This is a genomic window from Citrobacter sp. 172116965 (genome assembly GCF_013458095.1).
Taxonomy (GTDB): domain Bacteria; phylum Pseudomonadota; class Gammaproteobacteria; order Enterobacterales; family Enterobacteriaceae; genus Citrobacter; species Citrobacter braakii.
Genome location: NZ_CP046673.1, coordinates 2,255,729 through 2,275,750 on the forward strand (window position 1 = coordinate 2,255,729; position 20,022 = coordinate 2,275,750).

Consider the following 20,022-nt stretch of genomic DNA (forward strand, 5'->3'; position numbering starts at 1 on the left):
GGAGGCCCTATGACCCTGTCTTTTACCACCCGCTGGCGTGATGAATTACCAGCAACCTATACAGCACTTTCACCCACTCCCCTGAAAAACGCGCGCCTGATCTGGCATAACGATGCGCTGGCGGAGCAATTAGCTATTCCAGAGACGCTATTTGATATTCCGACCGGAGCCGGTGTTTGGGGCGGTGAATCGTTGCTTCCCGGGATGTCGCCTTTAGCGCAAGTTTATAGCGGACATCAGTTTGGCGTCTGGGCGGGCCAGCTTGGCGATGGACGCGGGATCCTGTTGGGCGAACAACAGCTCGCTGACGGCTCAACGTGTGACTGGCACCTGAAAGGCGCCGGACTTACGCCTTATTCCCGTATGGGGGATGGTCGCGCCGTACTGCGCTCGACAATTCGCGAAAGCCTGGCCAGCGAAGCGATGCATTACCTGGGAATACCGACCACGCGGGCATTGTCGATTGTTACCAGCGACACGCCGGTGTATCGCGAAACGGTAGAATCAGGGGCGATGCTCATTCGCGTGGCGCAAAGCCATATGCGCTTTGGCCATTTTGAGCATTTTTACTATCGCCGCGAGCCGGAAAAAGTGCGCCAGTTGGCTGACTTTGCGATTCGCTATTATTGGCCGCAATGGCAGGAAGAAGCCGATAAGTATCAGCTGTGGTTTAACGATGTTGTAACGCGTACTGCGACGTTAATCGCAGACTGGCAGGCGGTGGGATTTGCGCATGGTGTCATGAACACCGACAACATGTCGATTCTGGGACTGACGATGGATTACGGCCCATTCGGTTTCCTTGATGACTACGTGCCCGATTTTATCTGCAACCACTCAGACAACCAGGGGCGATACAGTTTCGATAATCAACCGGCCGCGGCGCTTTGGAACCTGCAACGTCTGGCGCAAACTCTGTCGCCATTTATCCCGGTCGAGGCGCTTAATGATGCGCTGGACAGTTATCAACTGGCGCTGTTAACACGCTACGGTCAGCGGATGCGACAAAAGCTTGGCTTCTTTAGCGAGCAAAAAAACGATAACGAACTGCTTAGTGAACTGTTTAACCTGATGGCGCGGGAAAGAAGCGACTATACCCGAACGTTTCGCATGCTCAGTCAGACGGAACAACACAGCGCGCAATCCCCGCTGCGCGATGAGTTTATCGACCGCGCAGCGTTTGACGACTGGTTCACGCGGTATCGCTCACGCCTGCAGCAAGACAACATTGCCGACGCAGACAGACAAACGCAGATGAAGGCGGCTAATCCGGCGATGGTATTGCGTAACTGGTTGGCGCAACGGGCGATTAATCAGACAGAGCAGGGGGATTACGCCGAGCTGCATCGGTTACACGAAGCGTTGCGTACCCCATTTGTCGATCGTGATGATGACTATGTCAGCCGTCCACCTGACTGGGGTAAACGGCTGGAAGTGAGCTGTTCAAGCTAAGGGGCCAGAAACACCTGCGGGGATCCGTTGGTCGGATGCTGGCCAACGTGTACCTGCGCGCCATACCAGCGCTTCAGGTCATCGGCCTGTAACACGGCCTCAGGCGTTCCCTGCGACACCAGTCTGCCGTTGTGCAGCAACACTATTCTGTCTGCCCACAGTGCGGCGAGATTCAGATCGTGAAGCACAATGCACACATGCAGCTCTTGTGAAGCGGTAAGCGTCTTCAGCAAGCGCAACAGATGCTGCTGGTGGTAAAGATCCAGCGCAGAGGTCGGTTCATCAAGGAATAACCAGCCGCGAGGCGCGCCGTCGCACCAAAGTTGCGCCAGTGCACGGGCTAACTGTACTCGCTGTTGTTCGCCGCCGGAAAGCGCGGCGTATTGCCGGCCCGCCAGCGGTGTACATCCGATCATTTCCATCACCTGAGCGATAAGTCGAGGTTCCGACCGCTGGGTCCAGGGCGCACGCCCCATCGCGATGACGGCCTCTACCGGCCAGTCAAATCCCAGTTGTGTTTGCTGGCGCATCACCGCCCGATGCCGCGACAGTGTTTGGCTATGCCATTCATCCAGCGGTTTACCCGCCAGCACGCAGCGCCCTGTAGCCGGTTTCAGAAAACCGGTCAGCAGGCGCAGCAGGGTGGATTTTCCCGCACCATTTGGGCCGATGAGCGCTACCAGTTCACCTTTTTCGAGAGCAAGAGTGACGTCGTCAATCACCGCTCTGCCCGCGACGCGATAGTGAAGCCCTTCAGCGATGAAATGTTCAGCCATGAGGTCCTCGCTGACGAAAAATAAGCCATAAAAACCACGGTGCGCCCAGAAGACTGGTTAGCAAACCGACCGGCATTTCCGCAGGCGCAACCGCCGTACGGGCCAGCGTGTCGGCTATCAGCAATAAAAATGCGCCCGCCAGCACGGAACCTGGGATAACGGCCCGATGGTCTGAGCCGAGCCACATGCGCATCAGATGCGGGATAACCAGCCCGATGAAGCCTATTACGCCGCTTACCGCCACGGCTGCGGCAACCAGCAATGCGCTACAAAGTAGCAAAACACGCTGAACGGTACGCACATCTACGCCGAGGTAATGCGCCTCTTCCTCACCTAACTGCAGCAGGTTCAGCGCCGGTGCCAGACGCCAGATGATCAGCACCGTCGGGACAGTCAATGAAGTGACAGCCAGCAGCGTGGACCATTGCGCGGCCCCCAGACTGCCCATCCCCCATAGCGACAACTGGCGCAGTTGCGCGTCATTACTGACCCACGACAGAACGCCAACCGCCGCCCCGCACAGCGCGTTGATGGCAATACCGACCAACAGCAGACGTGAGAGTGAAGCGTCGCGCTGTTGGCTAAGGATAAAAATAACCACCGTTGCCGCCAGCGCACCGAGAAAAGCGGCCAGCATGGGGGCGTACAGCATCAACAGCGCGGGCAAAGAGACCGGCAGCACTACCCACAGGGCGACGGCGCAGGCGGCTCCGCTGCTTATCCCCAGTAATCCCGGATCGGCAAGCGGGTTGCGAAACAGGCCCTGCATCACGCAGCCCGCGAGCGCCAGAGAACCGCCAATCACCAGCGCCAGCAGGACGCGGGGCAGGCGAATGGTGAGCCAGATTTGACGCAGTGCCTCATCGCCATCACGCCACAGCAGACTTACCGGCAGGCGCAACGCGCCAAAACCGGTAGCCATAATTGTCATCACGACCAACATGAGTGCGAGTGTCCATAAAGAACAACGGATACGTCGCGACATCAGGGCAATTGCTCAGCTTTAGCGCGAAGCTGCAAAATGGCCTGCGGGGTGCGTACGCTAAAGCCGAGCAGCGCCATATCGTCAACCTGCAATACCTGTTTATTTCGTCCGGCAGGCGTCTGCGCCAGGCCCGGCAGCGCCCACAGGTTATCTTCGCCCCCCATCGCCTCAACGCCGTCCTGTGAAATCACCACCAGATCGGGCTGGCTGGCAATGACACCTTCCTGCGACAGCGGCTGATAGCGGTTAACACCCTGCATTGCGTTGCGCAAACCGGCGGCACGAATAGCCGCATCGGCTGCGGTTTGCTGGCCCGCCGCCATCGCGGTCATCCCGCCATGATTGAGAATAAACAGCACGCGTTTGTTGAGTTCAGATGACGGCAGCGCCGCCAGTTCCTGACGTAAGCGGGTGCGCAGCGTTTCGCCATCGGCCTCCCTATGGGTGGCTTCGGCGATGACGCGAATTTTTTCATCAATCACATTAAGCGCGTTGCTTGCCGGGATCGTCACAACCCTGACGTTGCTCTGTTCGAGCTGTTTTAGCGCCAGAGAGGGCTGCGCCTGCGCGCTGGCAAGGACCAGCGTAGGGCGGGTGGCAAGGATCCCTTCGGCGTTGAGTTGGCGCAAATAACCGACATCAGGTAGGGCGTTTGCTGCTTCAGGCCACTGGCTGGTGCTGTCTCGCGCCACAAGGGAAGACTGTGCTCCCAGTGCGTATACAATCTCGGTGACATCGCCACCGAGAGCAACAACCCGTTCCCTGGACGCAGCCAGCGCTACGATGGGCAGTAGCGCAATCAGGACCAGCAGTTTTTTCATGCGGCCAGCCCCTTCGGCGTCAGTGCGTCAATTTGCGCGCGCCATTGCGTCTGCTCCGGTTCGCCTTCCGTTCGTTGACCATACAACTGGGCGATTTGCGTGCCGTCGGCAGCAAACAGTTCCAGGCTGGTGACGTGGCCATCGGCGGTCGGTTTGCGCGTTACCCATGTTTCTGCCACGCTCTCTTCCAGCAGGTGTAAGGTAAATGTCGGGTTGAATATGTTCAGCCAGCCTTTCATCGGCACCAGTTTTTCTATCACACCAGTGAAAATCTGTACGCAGCCACGATTACCCACAAAGACCATTATTTCATTGCCATCCTGGCGCGCGGTGTCGAGTAACTGCGCCAGAGCGCTATTTGCGACTTTACAGGCCAGATCGTCGCCCACCAGGTTAAACGCCTGTTGGCGGGTGAGATCGTGGCGTTTCAGCAGACCGAAGAACTGGTGTACATCGGTCATGGCTCGCCACTCTTGATCAACGGTCTGCGCATCGACCGTGACGGTGGCTGGAGCAGAAGGGGTGGCGCGTTGCAGCGCCAGAGGCGGGTTTTCAGCGAAGATGAAACGGGTCAGCAACGCAGCCCATTCCTCAATGAGGGTATTCTGTGTGGCATAGACCTTCAGCAGCGCATCCCCCTGATGGTCAAAGAACTGAATGCTCTGACGCTCGCCGTGGGCGGTTGTTTCGCTGATATGGAACACGCTTGCCCACTGATTGAGGAACAGGCGCAGGTCGAGAGCGCGCGGATTGAGTACCAGTCCGGCATGACCGTTCAGGTGCTGATTGGTAAACGCACCAACCTGCTCATGCACAGCATATTCGTTGCGGCATATACATTTGGTTTCGCCGACTGCTTCCAGTGCGCCGAGGATTTCACGCACTTCGCCACGTAAGCGCCAGGCGTCATGACCGACGCGCGCGAAGGTCAGTTCGGCTTCGCTAATATTCATCAATCCCGCAATATCACGTGCGTATTTGCCAGGATTTTCTTTCTTCAGTTCCAGCCAGCGTGTGTAATGATTCATTGTCTCTTCCTTCCAGATTGCTGCCCCGGCGAACCGGGGAAAAGTGATTACCACTGATAACTCACGAAAATTTTTCCATTACGACCATCCTGCGGAATGCCCTGCGGCGACCAGTACTCTTTGTCGAAGGCGTTGCCCAGTACCAGCGTGGTGGTCATGCCTTTCAGCGCTTGTTGGCCCTGATAGCTCACGTAGAAATCGTTTACCGCATAACCGGGCTGTTTCGTGTAGCTGCTGCTGATATGCGTTGAACGGTCAGCAAATGTACCTATCCAGCCAACGGAGAAACCGCTGTGCGCAACCGGTACGTTCAGTTTGCTGGTGACGGTATCCGGGTTAATGCTGGAAATGTATTCGCCGGTGTCTGTATCTTTGCCGCGCGTACGGTTATAGGCCATGTCGAGGCTGAACAGATCGGCGGAATATTTCGCCATCACGTCCCAACCCCAGATTTTGGCGTTGGGTACGTTATAGGACATGGTTGTCGCGGCGGCAAAGTCGACGCTGGTGGAGATGTAATCTTTCGCTTTGGTGTCGAAATAGCTGGCTTTAAATTCGAGCGCATCGCTCGCCATCAACAGATCGCCAAAGCGCAGGCCAAATCCGTATTCCCGGGTTTCGTTGGTTTCCGGGCGTAGGTTAGGGTTCGGTACCCAGTAGTTGGTGTAAAAACGGCCAATCGAGAAGTGTTTCGCATCGTTATACATCTCGCCCATGGTCGGCGCACGGAAGGCCTGAGCGTATGAACCGAACAGCATCAGCCAGTCAGTTGGCGCAACGGTGAGCCCGGCGCGGGACGACCATTTATCGGCATCGACATCTTCATAGCCGTCGCTGCTGCCGCGATAAGAGTCATAACGGGTACCGCCCAGCAGCGTAACCGGCAGGTCGCGCAGGGTGATTTCATCTTGTAACCAACCGGAGCTGAAATCGATTTTTGCCTCCGGGAAACCGGTGGTTGCGCCGCCTGGCTGTTGTTCCTGACGATAGTATTCCCCGCCGTAGGTCAGCAGGTGAGATGCAAAAGAGTCGGTAAACAGGCGGCTGCGGTTGTCGATTTTGCCGCCTTTGGTGGTTTGTTTGCGAAACTCGCCGGTGTTATCCGTGTTTTGCGCATTAATGCGTGCTTCGGACCAGTAGATGCGGGCATCCGCGTTCAACCAGTCATTGTCTGCTGGAGCAATCGAGTAGGTCAGTTGCGCGTCGCGCTGGATGGTTGAGCGATCGGTCATCGGGTTGCTGGTGGCATCCGCTGCGCTGGTTTGCGGGTTTTTAGGTTCACGGGCGTCATTGTTGTAGTAACGCAGCGAGCCGGCCAGCGTCTGGGCGCTGTCAATTTTCCAGCTGCCTTTCGCCAGCATATTGTTAATCGCTTCGTCGTTTGGTGCCGTAGTACCGTCGCTCTGGCGCAAATCACCGCGATCGCGACTGGACCAGGCAAGCAGTCCGTCCAGCGTATCGGTGCGACCAAACGCGCTGGCGCCCATACCGAGGCTGTGATCGCCGGTTGCCGCGGTACCGAACACGCGATAACCGCTGTTTTGTCCGGCTTCCAGCAGATCTTTGGCATCCGCAGTGTCATAGGCGATCACTCCACCTAACGCGCCGCTACCGTACAGCAGTGCAGAAGGGCCACGGACGACCTCGATGCGTTTGATCAGCGCCGGATCGAGGAAGGTACTGTTCAGGTGTCCGGTGTCGGTTCCCTGACGAACGCCATCAACCAGCACCAGAACGCCACGTCGATCGTAGCCGCGCAGATTCACGTCCTGGCCGTTAGTGCGACCGGTGCCGTCAAGGGTCAGGCCCGGAACCGTACGCAACAGGTCGGCTGCTGAGCTGGCGGTCTGGTTTTCCGGCGCGGTGGCATCAATCACGCTGACCATCATCGGCGCTTCAAAAGCACTACGGGCATTGCCGGTAGCGGTGACGGTCATATCTTCTACCGCCGCATACGCGACGGTGGGCAGGTTACTGATAATCGCCAGCGCCAAGAGCGAAGGGCGCAAGGATGCAGTGTGCAGGTGTGGCATAGCAACTCTCCATTAGGAAATCGAAAAGCGCTGGCTGCCTGGGTATTACCTGGGTGGCTGGCGAAAAGTGGTGTTTATTTGGTCAGAATGAGTTTTCCGGCTTGTGTCTGGCGCAGCAAATAGAGCTGGCCATCGTGTTCTATGATCACGCGCCCCTCTTTGCCCAGCAGACTTTTACTGTCAATTCGGCGCTCGTTTGGCGCGACGGCAGGCGGTGTTTTTTCTTTTGCGGGCGTTGTTGTGTTATCCATACGTGAATAGTTTTTAAAAATAACAATCAATTTAACAATGATAATCATTATCATCAAACTGCAAAATTGCGGCAAGCCTTTTTGTGAAATAATTGTGACGAGAATAAATTTTGTACAATAAGGAGGGGGAAAACAAAGGATTAGCACCGGGCAACGTGATGTTACCCGGCGAACAGCATTAAAAACGGCTATCAACCGCAGAGGCGAGTTTTTCAACCAGCAGTTCAGTATCTTCCCAGTTCAGGCACGGGTCGGTAATGGACTGGCCGTAAACCAGCGGCTGGCCGCTAACGATTTTTTGCGTACCTTCACGCAGGAAACTCTCCGCCATAATCCCGGCAATCGCCGTCGAACCATTGCGAATTTGCTGGCACACATCATCACAAACATCCAACTGACGACGATGCTGCTTCTGGCAATTGCCATGGCTAAAATCGACCACCAGATGTTCAGGCAGGGAAAATTCGTGCAGGGTATCGCAGGCGGCGGCAATATCTTCAGCATAATAATTCGGCTTTTTACCGCCGCGCATGATGATATGCCCGTAAGGATTACCGCTGGTCTGATAAATGGTCATCTGGCCGGTTTTATCCGGAGAGAGGAACATATGGCTGGCACGGGAGGCGCGAATCGCATCGACGGCAATACGCGTATTGCCATCCGTACCGTTTTTAAAGCCGACCGGGCAGGAGAGCGCAGAGGCCATTTCACGGTGGATCTGGCTTTCGGTGGTGCGTGCGCCAATGGCTCCCCAACTGATTAAATCGGCAATAAACTGACCGGTCACCATGTCGAGGAATTCTGTTGCCGTGGGTACGCCCAGTTCATTGACCTGCAACAGCAGTTTACGCGCCAGTTCAATGCCGTGGTTCACGCGGTAGCTGCCGTTTAAATCCGGGTCGGAAATTAAGCCTTTCCAGCCCACTACGGTGCGTGGTTTTTCAAAATAAGTGCGCATCACGATTTCCAGACGCGCCTGATGTTTTTCGCGCAGCGCCTGTAAACGCGTCGCGTATTCCATGGCGGCATCAAGATCGTGAATCGAGCAGGGACCTACGATCACCAGTAAACGAGCGTCTTCACCATTTAATATTTTTTCTATCCGGCGTCGGGAGTCCGTAACATGACGGGCGACGGAGGACGAAACAGGATGCCGTTGCGCAAGCTCTGCTGGAGTGACCAGGTTGTCAATACGCGCAGTACGGAGTTCATCGGTTCTGTTCATTACTTGTCTCAGAAATTTGTTGCTTCAACGGCAGGACTACCGGGAAGTGATGTATATCACAATATCATACTCATCCTGCCTGGTGGCGAGCATAATAACAAAAAATCGAACCAATGCACTAGCATTCTAGTACATGCGGCGATTCAGCCCCATGATGTCGAGGATCTTGGTAGCAATCTCTTCTACCGAATAATTGGTACTGTTCAGCCATGGGATCTGGTTTTTCCGGTATAGCGCTTCCACCTCAGCAACCTCCATCCGGCACTGGCGCATCGAGGCGTAACGGCTGTTTTCCCGGCGCTCTTCGCGGATGGCCGCCAGGCGCTCAGGGTCAATGGTCAGGCCGAACAATTTATGCTGTAACGGCTTCAGGGATGCTGGCAGCACCAGATTATCCATATCATCGGCAATAAAGGGGTAGTTGGCCGCGCGAATGCCAAACTGCATGGCCAGATACAAACTGGTCGGGGTTTTACCGCAACGGGAAACGCCAAGCAGGATCACCTGCGCCTGATCGAGGTTGCGCAACGAAATGCCGTCGTCATGGGCGAGGGTATAATCAATGGCGGCAATGCGCGCGTCGTACTTGTTAAGGTTGCCGGGGTTCAGGCCGTGGGTACGATGGGCGATCGGCGTAGGGTCGAGCTTCATCTCTTGCTGCAGTGGGGCCACCAACGCCTGCACGATATCCTGACAAAATCCTTCGCTTTGCAAAATGATCGAGCGAATTTCCGGCAAAACGATTGAGTAAAACACCAGAGGGCGCACGCCAGTTTGTTGATAGATCGCGTCAATCTGGTCTTTAACCGCTCGCGCACGACTCTCATTTTCCACAAACGGCAGCGTAATGCTGCTGATCGTAACCGGAAATTGCGACATTACCGCGTGGCCCAATACCTCGGCGGTGATGGCCGTACCATCAGAAATATAAAATACGTGACGATCAACAGCATTATCCATTTTGCTCATCCTGGGGCTGACATAATTCTCTGAAAGCATAAATTAAAATTCGCCAGAAGCGAATATTGCTGCATCTATTTTGTAAAATGAAACGGTATTTTTATATTTACTGAAAAGTACATTTCATTTTTCGGAACAAATGTTTATACCGGTAGTTTTTGTGGTGATCCCCTGTGGCTCGCGGGTTTGCGCAAATGCGGAAACAATCTGAAAAAATAAAAAATAAAGTTGCTTGAACGATTCACCGTTTTTTTCGCTGAAGTAAATATGCAAAGATAATTACGCAAAATTGAGTTTCCTAACCTCGTTCATATATAAGGATTGTTCGATGTCCAACAATGGCTCGTCACCGCTGGTGCTTTGGTATAACCAACTCGGCATGAATGATGTAGACAGAGTTGGGGGCAAAAATGCCTCCCTGGGTGAAATGATTACTAACCTTTCCGGTATGGGTGTTTCCGTACCGAATGGTTTTGCAACGACCGCCGATGCGTTTAACCAGTTTCTGGACCAGAGCGGTGTAAACCAGCGCATTTATGAGCTGCTGGATAAAACGGATATTGACGATGTCACCGAGCTTGCGAAAGCCGGCGCACAGATCCGCCAGTGGATTATCGACACTCCTTTCCAGCCGGAGCTGGAAAATGCCGTCCGCGATGCCTACGCGCAGCTGTCAGCAGACGATGCCCATGCCTCTTTTGCCGTGCGCTCTTCCGCCACCGCAGAAGATATGCCAGATGCGTCATTTGCCGGTCAGCAGGAAACCTTCCTCAACGTCCAGGGATTTGATGCCGTACTGGTTGCTATCAAACACGTCTTTGCCTCGCTGTTTAACGACCGTGCAATCTCTTATCGTGTTCACCAGGGTTATGACCATCGTGGCGTGGCGCTCTCTGCTGGCGTTCAGCGGATGGTGCGCTCAGACCTCGCGTCTTCCGGCGTAATGTTCTCCATCGATACCGAATCCGGTTTCGATCAGGTGGTGTTCATCACTTCCGCATGGGGCCTGGGCGAGATGGTTGTGCAGGGTGCCGTTAACCCGGATGAATTCTACGTGCACAAACCGACTCTGGCGGCAAACCGTCCAGCGATCGTCCGTCGCACAATGGGTTCGAAAAAAATCCGCATGGTCTACGCGCCAACCCAGGAACACGGCAAGCAGGTGACGATTGAAGATGTACCGCAGGAGCAGCGCGACATTTTCTCCCTGACCAACGCAGAAGTGCAGGAGCTGGCGAAGCAGGCGGTACAGATCGAGAAGCACTACGGTCGTCCGATGGACATCGAATGGGCGAAAGACGGTCATACCGGCAAGCTGTTCATTGTGCAGGCGCGTCCGGAAACCGTGCGCTCGCGCGGCCAGGTGATGGAGCGTTATACGCTGCATGCTCAGGGTAAAATTATTGCTGAAGGTCGTGCTATCGGTCACCGCATTGGCGCGGGTCCGGTCAAAGTCATTCAGGACATCAGCGAAATGAACCGTATCGAACCTGGCGATGTCCTGGTTACCGACATGACCGACCCGGACTGGGAACCGATCATGAAGAAAGCGGCGGCGATTGTCACCAACCGTGGCGGTCGTACCTGTCACGCGGCGATCATTGCCCGTGAACTGGGGATCCCGGCCGTGGTTGGCTGTGGTGATGCCACCGAGCGTATGAAGGACGGTGAGAAAGTCACTGTCTCCTGTGCCGAGGGTGATACCGGTTATGTTTACGCTGAGATGCTCGACTTCAGCGTGAAGAGTTCCAGCGTGGAGACCATGCCGGATCTGCCGTTGAAGGTGATGATGAACGTGGGTAACCCGGACCGGGCTTTCGACTTCGCCTGTCTGCCAAACGAAGGTGTCGGCCTGGCGCGTCTGGAATTTATCATCAACCGCATGATTGGTGTACACCCGCGTGCGTTGCTGGAGTTCGATGACCAGACGCCTGAGCTGCAAAACGAAATCCGCGGCATGATGAAAGGTTTTGATTCCCCGCGTGAATTCTACGTTGGTCGTCTGACGGAAGGGATCGCTACGCTGGGTGCAGCGTTCTATCCAAAACGCGTTATCGTGCGTATGTCAGACTTTAAGTCCAACGAATATGCCAACCTCGTCGGCGGTGAGCGTTATGAGCCGCATGAAGAGAACCCGATGCTGGGCTTCCGCGGGGCGGGCCGTTACATTGCTGATAGCTTCCGCGACTGTTTCGCGCTGGAATGTGACGCAGTGAAACGTGTCCGTAACGATATGGGCCTGACTAACGTAGAAGTGATGGTACCGTTTGTACGTACCGTTGCCCAGGCGAAAGCGGTAGTGGAAGAGCTGGCGCGTCAGGGGCTGAAACGCGGTGAGAACGGACTGAAGATCATCATGATGTGTGAGATCCCGTCCAACGCTTTGCTGGCCGAGCAGTTCCTTGAGTACTTTGACGGCTTCTCCATCGGTTCAAACGACATGACGCAGCTGGCGCTGGGACTGGACCGTGACTCTGGTGTGGTATCTGAACTGTTTGATGAGCGTAACGACGCGGTGAAAGCGCTGCTGTCGATGGCGATTCGTGCAGCCAAGAAGCAGGGCAAATACGTGGGTATTTGCGGTCAGGGTCCATCCGATCACGAAGACTTCGCCGCCTGGCTGATGGAAGAGGGGATCGACAGTCTGTCGCTGAACCCGGACACCGTCGTGCAGACCTGGCTGAGCCTGGCTGAACTGAAGAAGTAACATCATGCCGGATGGTGGCGTAAATGCCTTATCCGGCCTACGGTTAGTATGCAACGTAGGCCGGATTAGAGGTGTTAGCATCGCCATCCGGTACTTTACCCTTCAACGCTTTCCACACTCTCCACGCTTAAACGCTGAATGATATCCTGACGCAGCTGGTATTTTTGTACCTTGCCTGACGCCGTGCGCGGTAACGTTTCGACAATGACGATGTGTTCCGGATATTTATACTTTGCCACCCGTTTGCGGCTAAAAAAGGCCACCACTGATTCCAGCGACAGCGAATGATGCGGCGGTTTCAGTACCACATAAGCGCACGACCTTTCACCTAGCCGATCGTCTGGCATCGCGACAACGCAGGCATCATGAATGCGCGGATGCTGTAATAAAATATCCTCCACTTCGCGGCTGCTGATGTTTTCCCCACCGCGCACAATAATATCTTTTTTACGCCCGGTAATTTTGATGTATCCCGCTTCGTCCATGCGGCATAAGTCGCCACTGTAATACCAGCCATCTTTATCCAGCGCGCGGGCGGTCAGTTCAGGCTCATCGAGGTAGCCCATAAAAACATTGGGACCACGCGAGGCCTCTTCACCTTCGACCCCTGCAGGCAACGTATTGCGCGCTTCATCGACGACTTTAATTTCCACGCCTGCGGCGGCATATCCATCGGTGTTCATCATGCGTGAAAGTGAATCGTCGAGATTGACCAGCGCATGCGGCGAGCTCTCCGTCGAACCATAGATGCTTAACAATTTAATGCCGCGCTGTTGGCAGTCACGGGCAATCTTTTGCGGAATAGTGGTGCCACCGCATAAGAAAAAACGTAGTGATGTGAGATCACAGGGCCGTTTTTCCAGACTACACAACATGTCGTAGACGAAGGGGGTTGCACCGAGCACGCAGGTACAGCGTTGTTGCTCGAGCAGTTCAAGACAGGCGCTTGGGGTGAATATATCCAACAATACGCTGCGTGCGCCGATTAAAAACGGCGCGGTAACGCCATGCAAAAAACCGGTAGCGTGTCCCAGTGGGGCGGGCATCAAAAACACATCCTGCCAGGTGAGATTGAGTCGGGCACAGTAGGCGCGTTCGCTGGCAAGGATATTGTTGTGGGTTAACATTACGCCTTTCGGCATTCCCTCTGTCCCGGAGGTAAACAGCACGGCAGCCAGTTCATCGGCGTGAACGTTAATAACCTGGGTTAATGGCGGAGCCTGAAGCAGTTGGCTGAACGCCCGCGAGGCGGTGGCCGGTGCCAGTTTATCTACGGCGACAATCTGTTGCAGATGCGGCAACTGGTTTTGCAAGGGGAGGATCAGATCGACCGGTCGGGTCTGTTTAAACAACGTCGGTGCGAAAAAAATCTTCGCTTTGCATTTGTTCAGTACCCACACCAGTTCCGCTTCGCGCCAGGCAGGCAGCAGTGGTACGGAAACGGCCCCGGTTTTCAGGCAGGCCAGGTAGATAATGGTGAACTCGCACCAGCCAGGCAACTGAAAGGCAATGCGATCGCCGGGTTGGATCCCGCAGGCTACAAACCAGGTTGCCAGACTGCTGGCAGCATCGTCGAGTGCAGCGTAGGTATATGAAGCGCCATGATTATCAACCACGGCGATTTTATCCGGCATGGCTCTGGCGGTTTGGTGCCAGTAATCGCCAAGCGAAGCATCTCCCCATAAACCCAGTTGTCGCCAGGCCTGGCGACGTTCGGCGTTAAACGTAAGTGTGATACTCATGAAGTTATTCCCAGGATTATTTCGGCATACATCTGACCGGATGGCCAGGCGGGGCCAATCCGGCGTACAACATGCAAAATCCGTTAGCCGTAGCGGAAATCAACGCCAAATGTTCCGAGCGGGTATTCCCATTGTGTGAGGATCGTGTCACCGCACAGCACCCGGCAGGTGCCGCACTCCAGGCAGCCTGCGGAATCAAAATGAATATTTCCACTCTCATCCTGTTTATACAGTCCGGCGGGGCAGGCTTTCAGCAACTTGCGAAATTCATTAAGGTCGGGATGTTCAGCCAGAATGATGTGCGGGTGGCCTTCATCAACATTAAATTTATTGACGCCCAGTTTGACGTCGACGTTAACGTTAGTGTCCTGATTCATAGTGCGGTGGCCCCCTTGATGCCGTCTTTCAGTAAGTTCATCAGCCCAATCTGCCTGGCATGGGACATGATCATCTTGCGAACGGGCTGATTTGGGCTTCCGTCGACGGTAAACATATCGTTCATGATATCGGCCACCATGCGGGGATACTGGGTGAACAGGCGCGGGTTTTCCATCAGCGCCGGGATCTTGCGAAAATGCTGTAAATCACGCATCACACAGCCCTGTTCGAGGGCGCGTTTGTAATCCATCAGGCTACTGGCCGAGTAATCCTGGCGCTCTTTTGCAGCAATGGCTGTTTGGGCGGCGGCTTCTGCGGAAGCTATCGCCAAATCCATGCCGCGCACGGTATAACCCAGATTCAGACAGAAACCAGCGGCATCGCCGACGATCATTACCCCGTCATCAACCAGTTTCGGAACCATTGCCAGACCGCCTTCCGGTACCATATGTGCGGAATACTCCAGCAGTTCACCGCCGGCAATCAGCGGACGAATAGTCGGGTGTCGCTTAAAGTCTTCCAGCATTTGCGGAATGCTTTTCGTGGCATGGGCAATATCCCCCAGACCACACACCAGGCCCAGAGAGATGGAATCCTGGTTGGTATACAGAAATCCGCCTCCCATCAGTCCATCAGACGGTGAGCCTGCGAACAGCCAGGCTGCACCTTCGTTGCCTGACAGATTGAACCGATCCGCAATCACCGCCGACGGTAAGCCGATCAGCTCTTTTACGCCAACGGCATAGTGCTGTGCAGAAGAGGGGGGAACCATCCCCAGCGACCGTCCCAGCATAGAATTAACGCCATCGGCAAGGATGACAATATTGGCTTCGAGGATATCGTCCCCGGCTTGCACTCCGGTGACCTTATTGCCTTCGCGAATTAGCGCGTCGACGCGCACGCCGGGGATGAACTGCACGCCAGCCTGTTCCGCTTTTTCCATGAGCCATGGGTCAAGCCGGTTGCGCAAAACGGTATAAGAGTCCTGCGCTGGCGCGTTGTCTTTTTCACGATGGAAGTCGAGGGTAACGGCGCTCTCTTCGGTCAGGAAGGAGATTTTTTCGCGGGTGACTTTACGTTCGAGAGGCGCTTCCTGCGCGAATCCGGGCATGATGCGCTCAAGGCTGTGCGCGTAGAGTCTCCCGCCGGTCATATTTTTACTGCCCGCACTGTTGCCGCGCTCGATGACCAGTACGTCCAGTCCGGCCCGGGCCATAACGTAACCTGCCATTGTACCCGCTACACCAGCCCCGACCACAATGGCATCAAATTTTTCATCTGACATGCTTTATGCTCCTTTCCCGCCGCGAGGGCAGCGGGAGATGTGCGTTAACGGGATTAGCGGCTGAGATGGTCGATAAGGGCCGGAACCACTTTGTAGATGTCGCCCACCAGACCGTAATCGGCGTAATTGAAAATAGGGGCTTTTTTATCTTTGTTGATGGCGACAATGACTTTCGCGCCGTTACCGCCGACCATATGCTGAATTTGTCCTGAGATGCCCAGCGTGAGATACAGGTCTGATTTCAATAACACGCCAGAAACGCCAATGTAGCGTTCGCGTTCCATCCAGTTTTCGCCTTCGGCAATCGGTCGTGAACAACCCACTTCAGCACCCAGCACAGATGCCAGTTGGCGCACCATTTCCAGATCGTTTTGCGCCACCAGACCGCGACCCACACCCACCACGCGCCTGGCTTTGCTGAGATCCACGCTGCTCACGGATTTGGCACGACGCTCCAGGCAGATCACTTCATGGTGCGGCGCGATGTACGTTGCTGAGACAACCGGGCAGTTGTGCGAGGCATTTTCCGCGACCGGTTCAAGCTGGCCTGGAGCAAGCGTGATAATCGCCAGCGTACTTTTGATTTTTTCTTTGCCAAATGCCAGACCACCATACATCCGGTGTTCGGCGAACAAAATGCCTGCATCCAGCGTTACCGATGTGGCGTCGTTCACCATCGCTGCGTTGAGCTGAATGCTTAAGCGTGCGCCAAGGGATTTGGCTCGTTTAGTCGCGGACATCAGCAGCAGCCCGGCGTGTTCCTGCATCAGGGCGGCGATGGTCTCAGCGTAATTTTCAACACGCTGTAAACCGGAGGTTGCGTCGAGCACGACTATCTTATCGGCACCCAGGGCTTGCAACTGATTGGCCTGGTCGCTGCCTTGTACGATAAGGTGTACCTGCTCACCCCACAGGCGAGCGCCGGCCATTAATTCTGCATAGCGTTCTACGTTATCGCTGAACACCCAGACGTTGGCTAATTTACTCATGATGATTTCTCTCCGTTGGGCTTAGTTCAGGGCTTTTTTCAGGTGTTCAGCCAGTTCGGCAATGGCTTCTGCTGAGTCATTTTCCAGAATGATGTGCTGACGTTCGGTTTGCGGCGGCACGGTAAGGCTCACCAGTTCCGCTAACGGTGATGCAGGTATCCAACCAATATCGCTGGCTTGCCACGGGGTGACCGGTTTTTTACCCGCGCCCAGAATCGCCTTCATCGAGGGAATACGCGGTGTGTTGATATCCGACGTCACGCACAGTACGGCGGGGAGCGGCAGATCAATTACTTCGACTTCATCTTCAAGTGTGCGCTCAACCACAAGGCGATCGCCGTTACGTTGGATGCTGCTGACGGCATTAATCACCGGGAGCTGTAATAGTTCGCCAACCAGTAAGCCGACCTGCTGCGCGTAGATATCCCCCGATCCTTCACCGAACAGCATCAGGTCGAAATCCATATTGTTGGCCGCACAGGCCAGCGCCTGAGCGGTATCCCGGGGTAATGAATGCTCCAGTTGTGCATCCTGCACCATATACAAACTGTCCGGCCCGCGGGACAGCACGTCTTTACGCACTTTGGAGTTTTGTAGTAGCGACCCGCCCACCGTTAAGGCGATGATTTCATCACCCTCCGCGCTAAGCTGCGCTGCGGCCTCTATCGCATTTAAGTCAAACTGGCTGATTTTGGCATCGGCCCGGTCAAAGTTAAGCGAGCGCTGTGGGGTAACAACAATGTCCTGTTCTTCAGGCACCAACTTAAAGCAGGTTATTATTTTCATGGCATCTCCAGTGATTCTCGTGTGGATGATGACGTGGTGCGTCATTATCGACAGTAGGGAAAATTGACTGAAAATAGTGTGCGACAGAGGGAGGGCTGTTTTCGACGGGGAAATCTGTTTTCATTGCCAACAATCTTGCAAAAAAAACGTCCCGGGAATGCCTGGTTTATCAGCAATAATCAGACGGTGCGTACCAGAGGAAAAAACGGGAACACAAAGACAGTGAAAATAATTGCGAAATGCGTCATGTTTTTAATCGCCTCTGCGCTGAATTTGTTTCTTATATGTAAATTATTAATGCAGACTTAATAACATTTATTCTTTTTGATTATTATAAAACGCAAATAATCAATGGCAGCAATGTACCAAAGCAAAAGGTGTCATCTTGCAGACGGGGCAAATAATTTTGTTTCGCCGGGAAGGAATAACGTTGTATAACGTCATTATCATTTTTATTTTCTGATATTAATAATCCCAAAATTGCTGCCTTTAGGTGGAGGTTGTCATGTATCAACGCTGCTTTGATAATGCCGTGGAGACCCTTTTTGAACAGGGGAAAACCCCGAGATTCTCGCGATTCGTCATCAGTGATGACCCTAACTGGGAGTCGGGTCATCACGTTCACGATAATGAAACAGAGCTTATTTATGTCAAAAAAGGGGTCGCAAGATTAATTATCGATTCGTCGCTGTATGTCGCGCATGCCGGGGATATCGTGGTGATAGAGCAAGGGCGACTCCATGCGGTTGCTTCGGATAGTAGCGCGCCTGCAACGACTTACACCTGCGCGCTCTACGGTTTTCGTTTCAACGGCTGGCAGGATAATCAGCTATTGCAGATGCACTCGTGTCCGGTGATTAGCGTTACTCAGGGGAAGGAGGTTATTAAGAGTATCTTTAATGAGCTGGGGGTTATGCTCCCCCAGAGCAAAAATAACCTGACATCTTCAGCCTACGACGCTTTTGCTTATGCTTTAACCGTTTTATTTTACGAAAACTTTAAAAATGCCTATCGTTCTGAGCAAGGTTATATTAAAAAAGATGTCTTAATTAAAGATGTGCTGGTTTATTTAAATAATAACTTCCGAGAAAAAATTACTCTCGATCAGTTATCCAAAAAATTCCGGGCCAGCGTGAGTTATATCTGCCATGAATTTACTAAGGAGTATCGAATTTCGCCGATCAATTATGTGATTCAGCGACGAATGACCGAGGCGAAATTTGCCCTGACGAATACGGAAGCTTCGTTAGCGGAAATCTCCTGGCGGGTAGGGTATGAAAATGTCGATCACTTTGCCAAACTCTTTCAGCGGCATGTGGGTTGTACCCCCAGTGATTATCGCAAGCAGTTTAAAAATAATCTGGTTGAGCAGGAATGCTTGATGCCAGAGGTCTGATTATCCTGGCTCGTGCCGGAAAACGCTTGTGCGCTATCCGGCACGAATTACCGCTTACTTATTCTGGTAATCTTTCAGGATTTGGCGTCCGGCGACGTAAATCATAATTTCGTCGGTGCCGCCGCCAATGCGCTCGCAGCGAACATCGCGCCAGAATCGGGAAACGCGCGCTTCATCGGTGTAACCCAGCCCGCCCATGATCTGAATGGCTTCATCAATCACTTCCATTGCCGTGCGGGCGCAGTACAGTTTTGCCAACGCCGCGCTGGTCCGCAGCGACTGTTCCTGATCGGCCTGCCAGGCGACTTTCAACACCATATTGCGCATGTTTTCAATTTTAATCGCCATCAGCGCCAGTTTTTCCTGGATCATCTGGTTATGGCCAATCGGTTTACCAAATGCGATGCGCTGATTAGCGTAACGGGCGGCATCTTCGAAGGCGCACTCGGCGAAACCGGTACTACGCGCGGCGTTGATCAACCGTTCCATCTCAAAGTTGTACATGACGTTGAGGAAGCCCATGCCTTCTTCGCCGACCATATCGCTTTCGTCTACTTCAACATCATCAAGATAGACTTCGCAGGTGCTGAGCATGTGCCAGCCGATTTTATGCAGCGGATTAACCTTAATGCCGGGTTTCTTCGAATCCACCCACCACAGTGTAAAGGCTTTCTTCGGATCTTTCGGCTCCGGATCGCGAGCCAGTACCAGCATATAAGGATACTCTTTAGCGCCGGTGATAAAGGTTTTTTGTCCGTTGAGATATACCTTGCCGTTTTTGCGGGTGTAGCTGGTGGTGGCGCTGTTATTGTCTGAACCTGCTCCCGGTTCGGTTAATGCCAGCGCATAAGCCGGATCGCCCGTTTCCATGGTGCTTTCTGCCGTTTTACGTAACTGTTCGGCGGAGCCAAAACGACGCATACTGTGAATGCACTGACCGTTCGTGATTAAAAAAGCGGGTGCGCCGCATTTGGAAACTTCCATCAGTGCCAGCATCTGCGTGACGTAATCTGCCGGGATACCGCCGAACTCTTCCGGAACGCCCAGCATTGAAATACCGTTGTCCGCAAGGGCGCGCATAAACTCTTTCGGATAGGTCGCCGTCTGATCGCAGGTACGGAAATATTCCTCCGGGAAATTGCTGGTAATCAGTTCGCGAATGCTGGCAAGCAGCAGCTCTTGTTCTTCAGTTAATGAAAAATCCATCA

Annotated in this window: 17 protein-coding genes; 3 read left to right on the forward strand and 14 right to left on the reverse strand. The window is 54.0% G+C overall.

Annotated elements, in window-relative coordinates:
• Positions 1-9 precede the first annotated feature (9 nt).
• The gene (selO, locus tag GPJ68_RS10845; protein ID WP_075847333.1) at positions 10-1,452 is read left to right on the forward strand and encodes a protein adenylyltransferase SelO; all 1,443 of its coding nucleotides are present in this window, start codon (positions 10-12) and stop codon (positions 1,450-1,452) included.
• On the opposite strand, the gene GPJ68_RS10850 is transcribed toward selO, so the two are convergent.
• From GPJ68_RS10850 to ppsR, 8 genes are all read right to left on the reverse strand, one after another.
• Complete coding sequence (locus GPJ68_RS10850) at positions 1,449-2,228, reverse strand: heme ABC transporter ATP-binding protein (protein WP_104651784.1); 780 nt, start codon at positions 2,226-2,228, stop codon at positions 1,449-1,451. The two genes, selO and GPJ68_RS10850, sit on opposite strands and share 4 nt — an antisense overlap.
• Positions 2,221-3,213 carry an iron ABC transporter permease gene (locus tag GPJ68_RS10855; protein ID WP_032947022.1) on the reverse strand — a complete coding sequence of 331 codons (993 nt, stop codon included), beginning with the start codon at positions 3,211-3,213 and terminating at the stop codon, positions 2,221-2,223. Before GPJ68_RS10855 ends, GPJ68_RS10850 begins: the two co-directional genes overlap by 8 nt.
• Positions 3,213-4,034 carry a hemin ABC transporter substrate-binding protein gene (locus GPJ68_RS10860; protein WP_172860428.1) on the reverse strand — a complete coding sequence of 274 codons (822 nt, stop codon included), beginning with the start codon at positions 4,032-4,034 and terminating at the stop codon, positions 3,213-3,215. Before GPJ68_RS10860 ends, GPJ68_RS10855 begins: the two co-directional genes overlap by 1 nt.
• The gene (gene chuS, locus GPJ68_RS10865; protein WP_180837339.1) at positions 4,031-5,062 is read right to left on the reverse strand and encodes a hematinate-forming heme oxygenase ChuS; all 1,032 of its coding nucleotides are present in this window, start codon (positions 5,060-5,062) and stop codon (positions 4,031-4,033) included. Before chuS ends, GPJ68_RS10860 begins: the two co-directional genes overlap by 4 nt.
• Positions 5,063-5,109: 47 nt before the next feature.
• Positions 5,110-7,095 carry a TonB-dependent hemoglobin/transferrin/lactoferrin family receptor gene (locus tag GPJ68_RS10870; RefSeq protein ID WP_180837341.1) on the reverse strand — a complete coding sequence of 662 codons (1,986 nt, stop codon included), beginning with the start codon at positions 7,093-7,095 and terminating at the stop codon, positions 5,110-5,112.
• 74 nt (positions 7,096-7,169) lie between these two features.
• A complete protein-coding gene (hemP, locus tag GPJ68_RS10875; protein ID WP_016156349.1) occupies positions 7,170-7,400 on the reverse strand; it encodes a hemin uptake protein HemP in 231 nt (76 codons plus the stop codon).
• Positions 7,401-7,524: 124 nt separating this feature from the next.
• Entirely contained in the window at positions 7,525-8,571 is a 1,047-nt protein-coding gene (gene aroH, locus GPJ68_RS10880; RefSeq protein ID WP_016152883.1) for a 3-deoxy-7-phosphoheptulonate synthase AroH, read from the reverse strand.
• A 126-nt stretch (positions 8,572-8,697) separates the two neighbouring features.
• Positions 8,698-9,531, reverse strand: a complete 834-nt coding sequence (gene ppsR, locus GPJ68_RS10885) for a posphoenolpyruvate synthetase regulatory kinase/phosphorylase PpsR (protein WP_016152884.1) — start codon at positions 9,529-9,531, stop codon at positions 8,698-8,700.
• 328 nt (positions 9,532-9,859) lie between these two features.
• Between ppsR and ppsA the strand changes: the two genes are divergently transcribed.
• Entirely contained in the window at positions 9,860-12,238 is a 2,379-nt protein-coding gene (ppsA, locus tag GPJ68_RS10890; RefSeq protein WP_016152885.1) for a phosphoenolpyruvate synthase, read from the forward strand.
• A 95-nt stretch (positions 12,239-12,333) separates the two neighbouring features.
• Here the strand turns inward: ppsA and fadK are convergent, their stop codons facing one another.
• The 5 genes from fadK to GPJ68_RS10915 all read right to left on the reverse strand — a co-directional run bounded on the left by fadK (position 12,334) and on the right by GPJ68_RS10915 (position 17,418).
• Complete coding sequence (fadK, locus tag GPJ68_RS10895) at positions 12,334-13,980, reverse strand: medium-chain fatty-acid--CoA ligase (RefSeq protein ID WP_104651780.1); 1,647 nt, start codon at positions 13,978-13,980, stop codon at positions 12,334-12,336.
• 83 nt (positions 13,981-14,063) lie between these two features.
• The gene (locus GPJ68_RS10900; RefSeq protein ID WP_016152887.1) at positions 14,064-14,357 is read right to left on the reverse strand and encodes a ferredoxin; all 294 of its coding nucleotides are present in this window, start codon (positions 14,355-14,357) and stop codon (positions 14,064-14,066) included.
• Complete coding sequence (locus tag GPJ68_RS10905) at positions 14,354-15,643, reverse strand: FAD-dependent oxidoreductase (protein ID WP_049040471.1); 1,290 nt, start codon at positions 15,641-15,643, stop codon at positions 14,354-14,356. Before GPJ68_RS10905 ends, GPJ68_RS10900 begins: the two co-directional genes overlap by 4 nt.
• A 53-nt stretch (positions 15,644-15,696) precedes the next feature.
• Positions 15,697-16,632: an electron transfer flavoprotein subunit alpha gene (locus GPJ68_RS10910; RefSeq protein ID WP_049040472.1), complete on the reverse strand. Its 936-nt coding sequence runs from the start codon at positions 16,630-16,632 to the stop codon at positions 15,697-15,699.
• Positions 16,633-16,653: 21 nt separating this feature from the next.
• Positions 16,654-17,418, reverse strand: coding sequence for an electron transfer flavoprotein (locus tag GPJ68_RS10915; protein ID WP_016156353.1), 765 nt, complete (start codon positions 17,416-17,418; stop codon positions 16,654-16,656).
• Positions 17,419-17,923: 505 nt separating this feature from the next.
• Here GPJ68_RS10915 and GPJ68_RS10920 point away from each other — a divergent pair.
• Positions 17,924-18,814 carry an AraC family transcriptional regulator gene (locus tag GPJ68_RS10920; RefSeq protein WP_016152891.1) on the forward strand — a complete coding sequence of 297 codons (891 nt, stop codon included), beginning with the start codon at positions 17,924-17,926 and terminating at the stop codon, positions 18,812-18,814.
• A 54-nt stretch (positions 18,815-18,868) separates the two neighbouring features.
• Here GPJ68_RS10920 and GPJ68_RS10925 read toward each other — a convergent pair whose 3' ends face one another.
• The gene (locus GPJ68_RS10925) at positions 18,869-20,020 is read right to left on the reverse strand and encodes an acyl-CoA dehydrogenase (RefSeq protein ID WP_019076672.1); all 1,152 of its coding nucleotides are present in this window, start codon (positions 20,018-20,020) and stop codon (positions 18,869-18,871) included.
• Positions 20,021-20,022: the final 2 nt, after the last annotated feature.

Coding starts and splice junctions, on each gene's coding strand:
- selO (WP_075847333.1), top strand. CDS start 10: ATGACCCTGTCTTTTACCACCCGCTGGCGTGATGAATTACCAGCAACC.
- GPJ68_RS10850 (WP_104651784.1), bottom strand. CDS start 2,228: ATGGCTGAACATTTCATCGCTGAAGGGCTTCACTATCGCGTCGCGGGC.
- GPJ68_RS10855 (WP_032947022.1), bottom strand. CDS start 3,213: ATGTCGCGACGTATCCGTTGTTCTTTATGGACACTCGCACTCATGTTG.
- GPJ68_RS10860 (WP_172860428.1), bottom strand. CDS start 4,034: ATGAAAAAACTGCTGGTCCTGATTGCGCTACTGCCCATCGTAGCGCTG.
- chuS (WP_180837339.1), bottom strand. CDS start 5,062: ATGAATCATTACACACGCTGGCTGGAACTGAAGAAAGAAAATCCTGGC.
- GPJ68_RS10870 (WP_180837341.1), bottom strand. CDS start 7,095: ATGCCACACCTGCACACTGCATCCTTGCGCCCTTCGCTCTTGGCGCTG.
- hemP (WP_016156349.1), bottom strand. CDS start 7,400: ATGATAATGATTATCATTGTTAAATTGATTGTTATTTTTAAAAACTAT.
- aroH (WP_016152883.1), bottom strand. CDS start 8,571: ATGAACAGAACCGATGAACTCCGTACTGCGCGTATTGACAACCTGGTC.
- ppsR (WP_016152884.1), bottom strand. CDS start 9,531: ATGGATAATGCTGTTGATCGTCACGTATTTTATATTTCTGATGGTACG.
- ppsA (WP_016152885.1), top strand. CDS start 9,860: ATGTCCAACAATGGCTCGTCACCGCTGGTGCTTTGGTATAACCAACTC.
- fadK (WP_104651780.1), bottom strand. CDS start 13,980: ATGAGTATCACACTTACGTTTAACGCCGAACGTCGCCAGGCCTGGCGA.
- GPJ68_RS10900 (WP_016152887.1), bottom strand. CDS start 14,357: ATGAATCAGGACACTAACGTTAACGTCGACGTCAAACTGGGCGTCAAT.
- GPJ68_RS10905 (WP_049040471.1), bottom strand. CDS start 15,643: ATGTCAGATGAAAAATTTGATGCCATTGTGGTCGGGGCTGGTGTAGCG.
- GPJ68_RS10910 (WP_049040472.1), bottom strand. CDS start 16,632: ATGAGTAAATTAGCCAACGTCTGGGTGTTCAGCGATAACGTAGAACGC.
- GPJ68_RS10915 (WP_016156353.1), bottom strand. CDS start 17,418: ATGAAAATAATAACCTGCTTTAAGTTGGTGCCTGAAGAACAGGACATT.
- GPJ68_RS10920 (WP_016152891.1), top strand. CDS start 17,924: ATGTATCAACGCTGCTTTGATAATGCCGTGGAGACCCTTTTTGAACAG.
- GPJ68_RS10925 (WP_019076672.1), bottom strand. CDS start 20,020: ATGGATTTTTCATTAACTGAAGAACAAGAGCTGCTGCTTGCCAGCATT.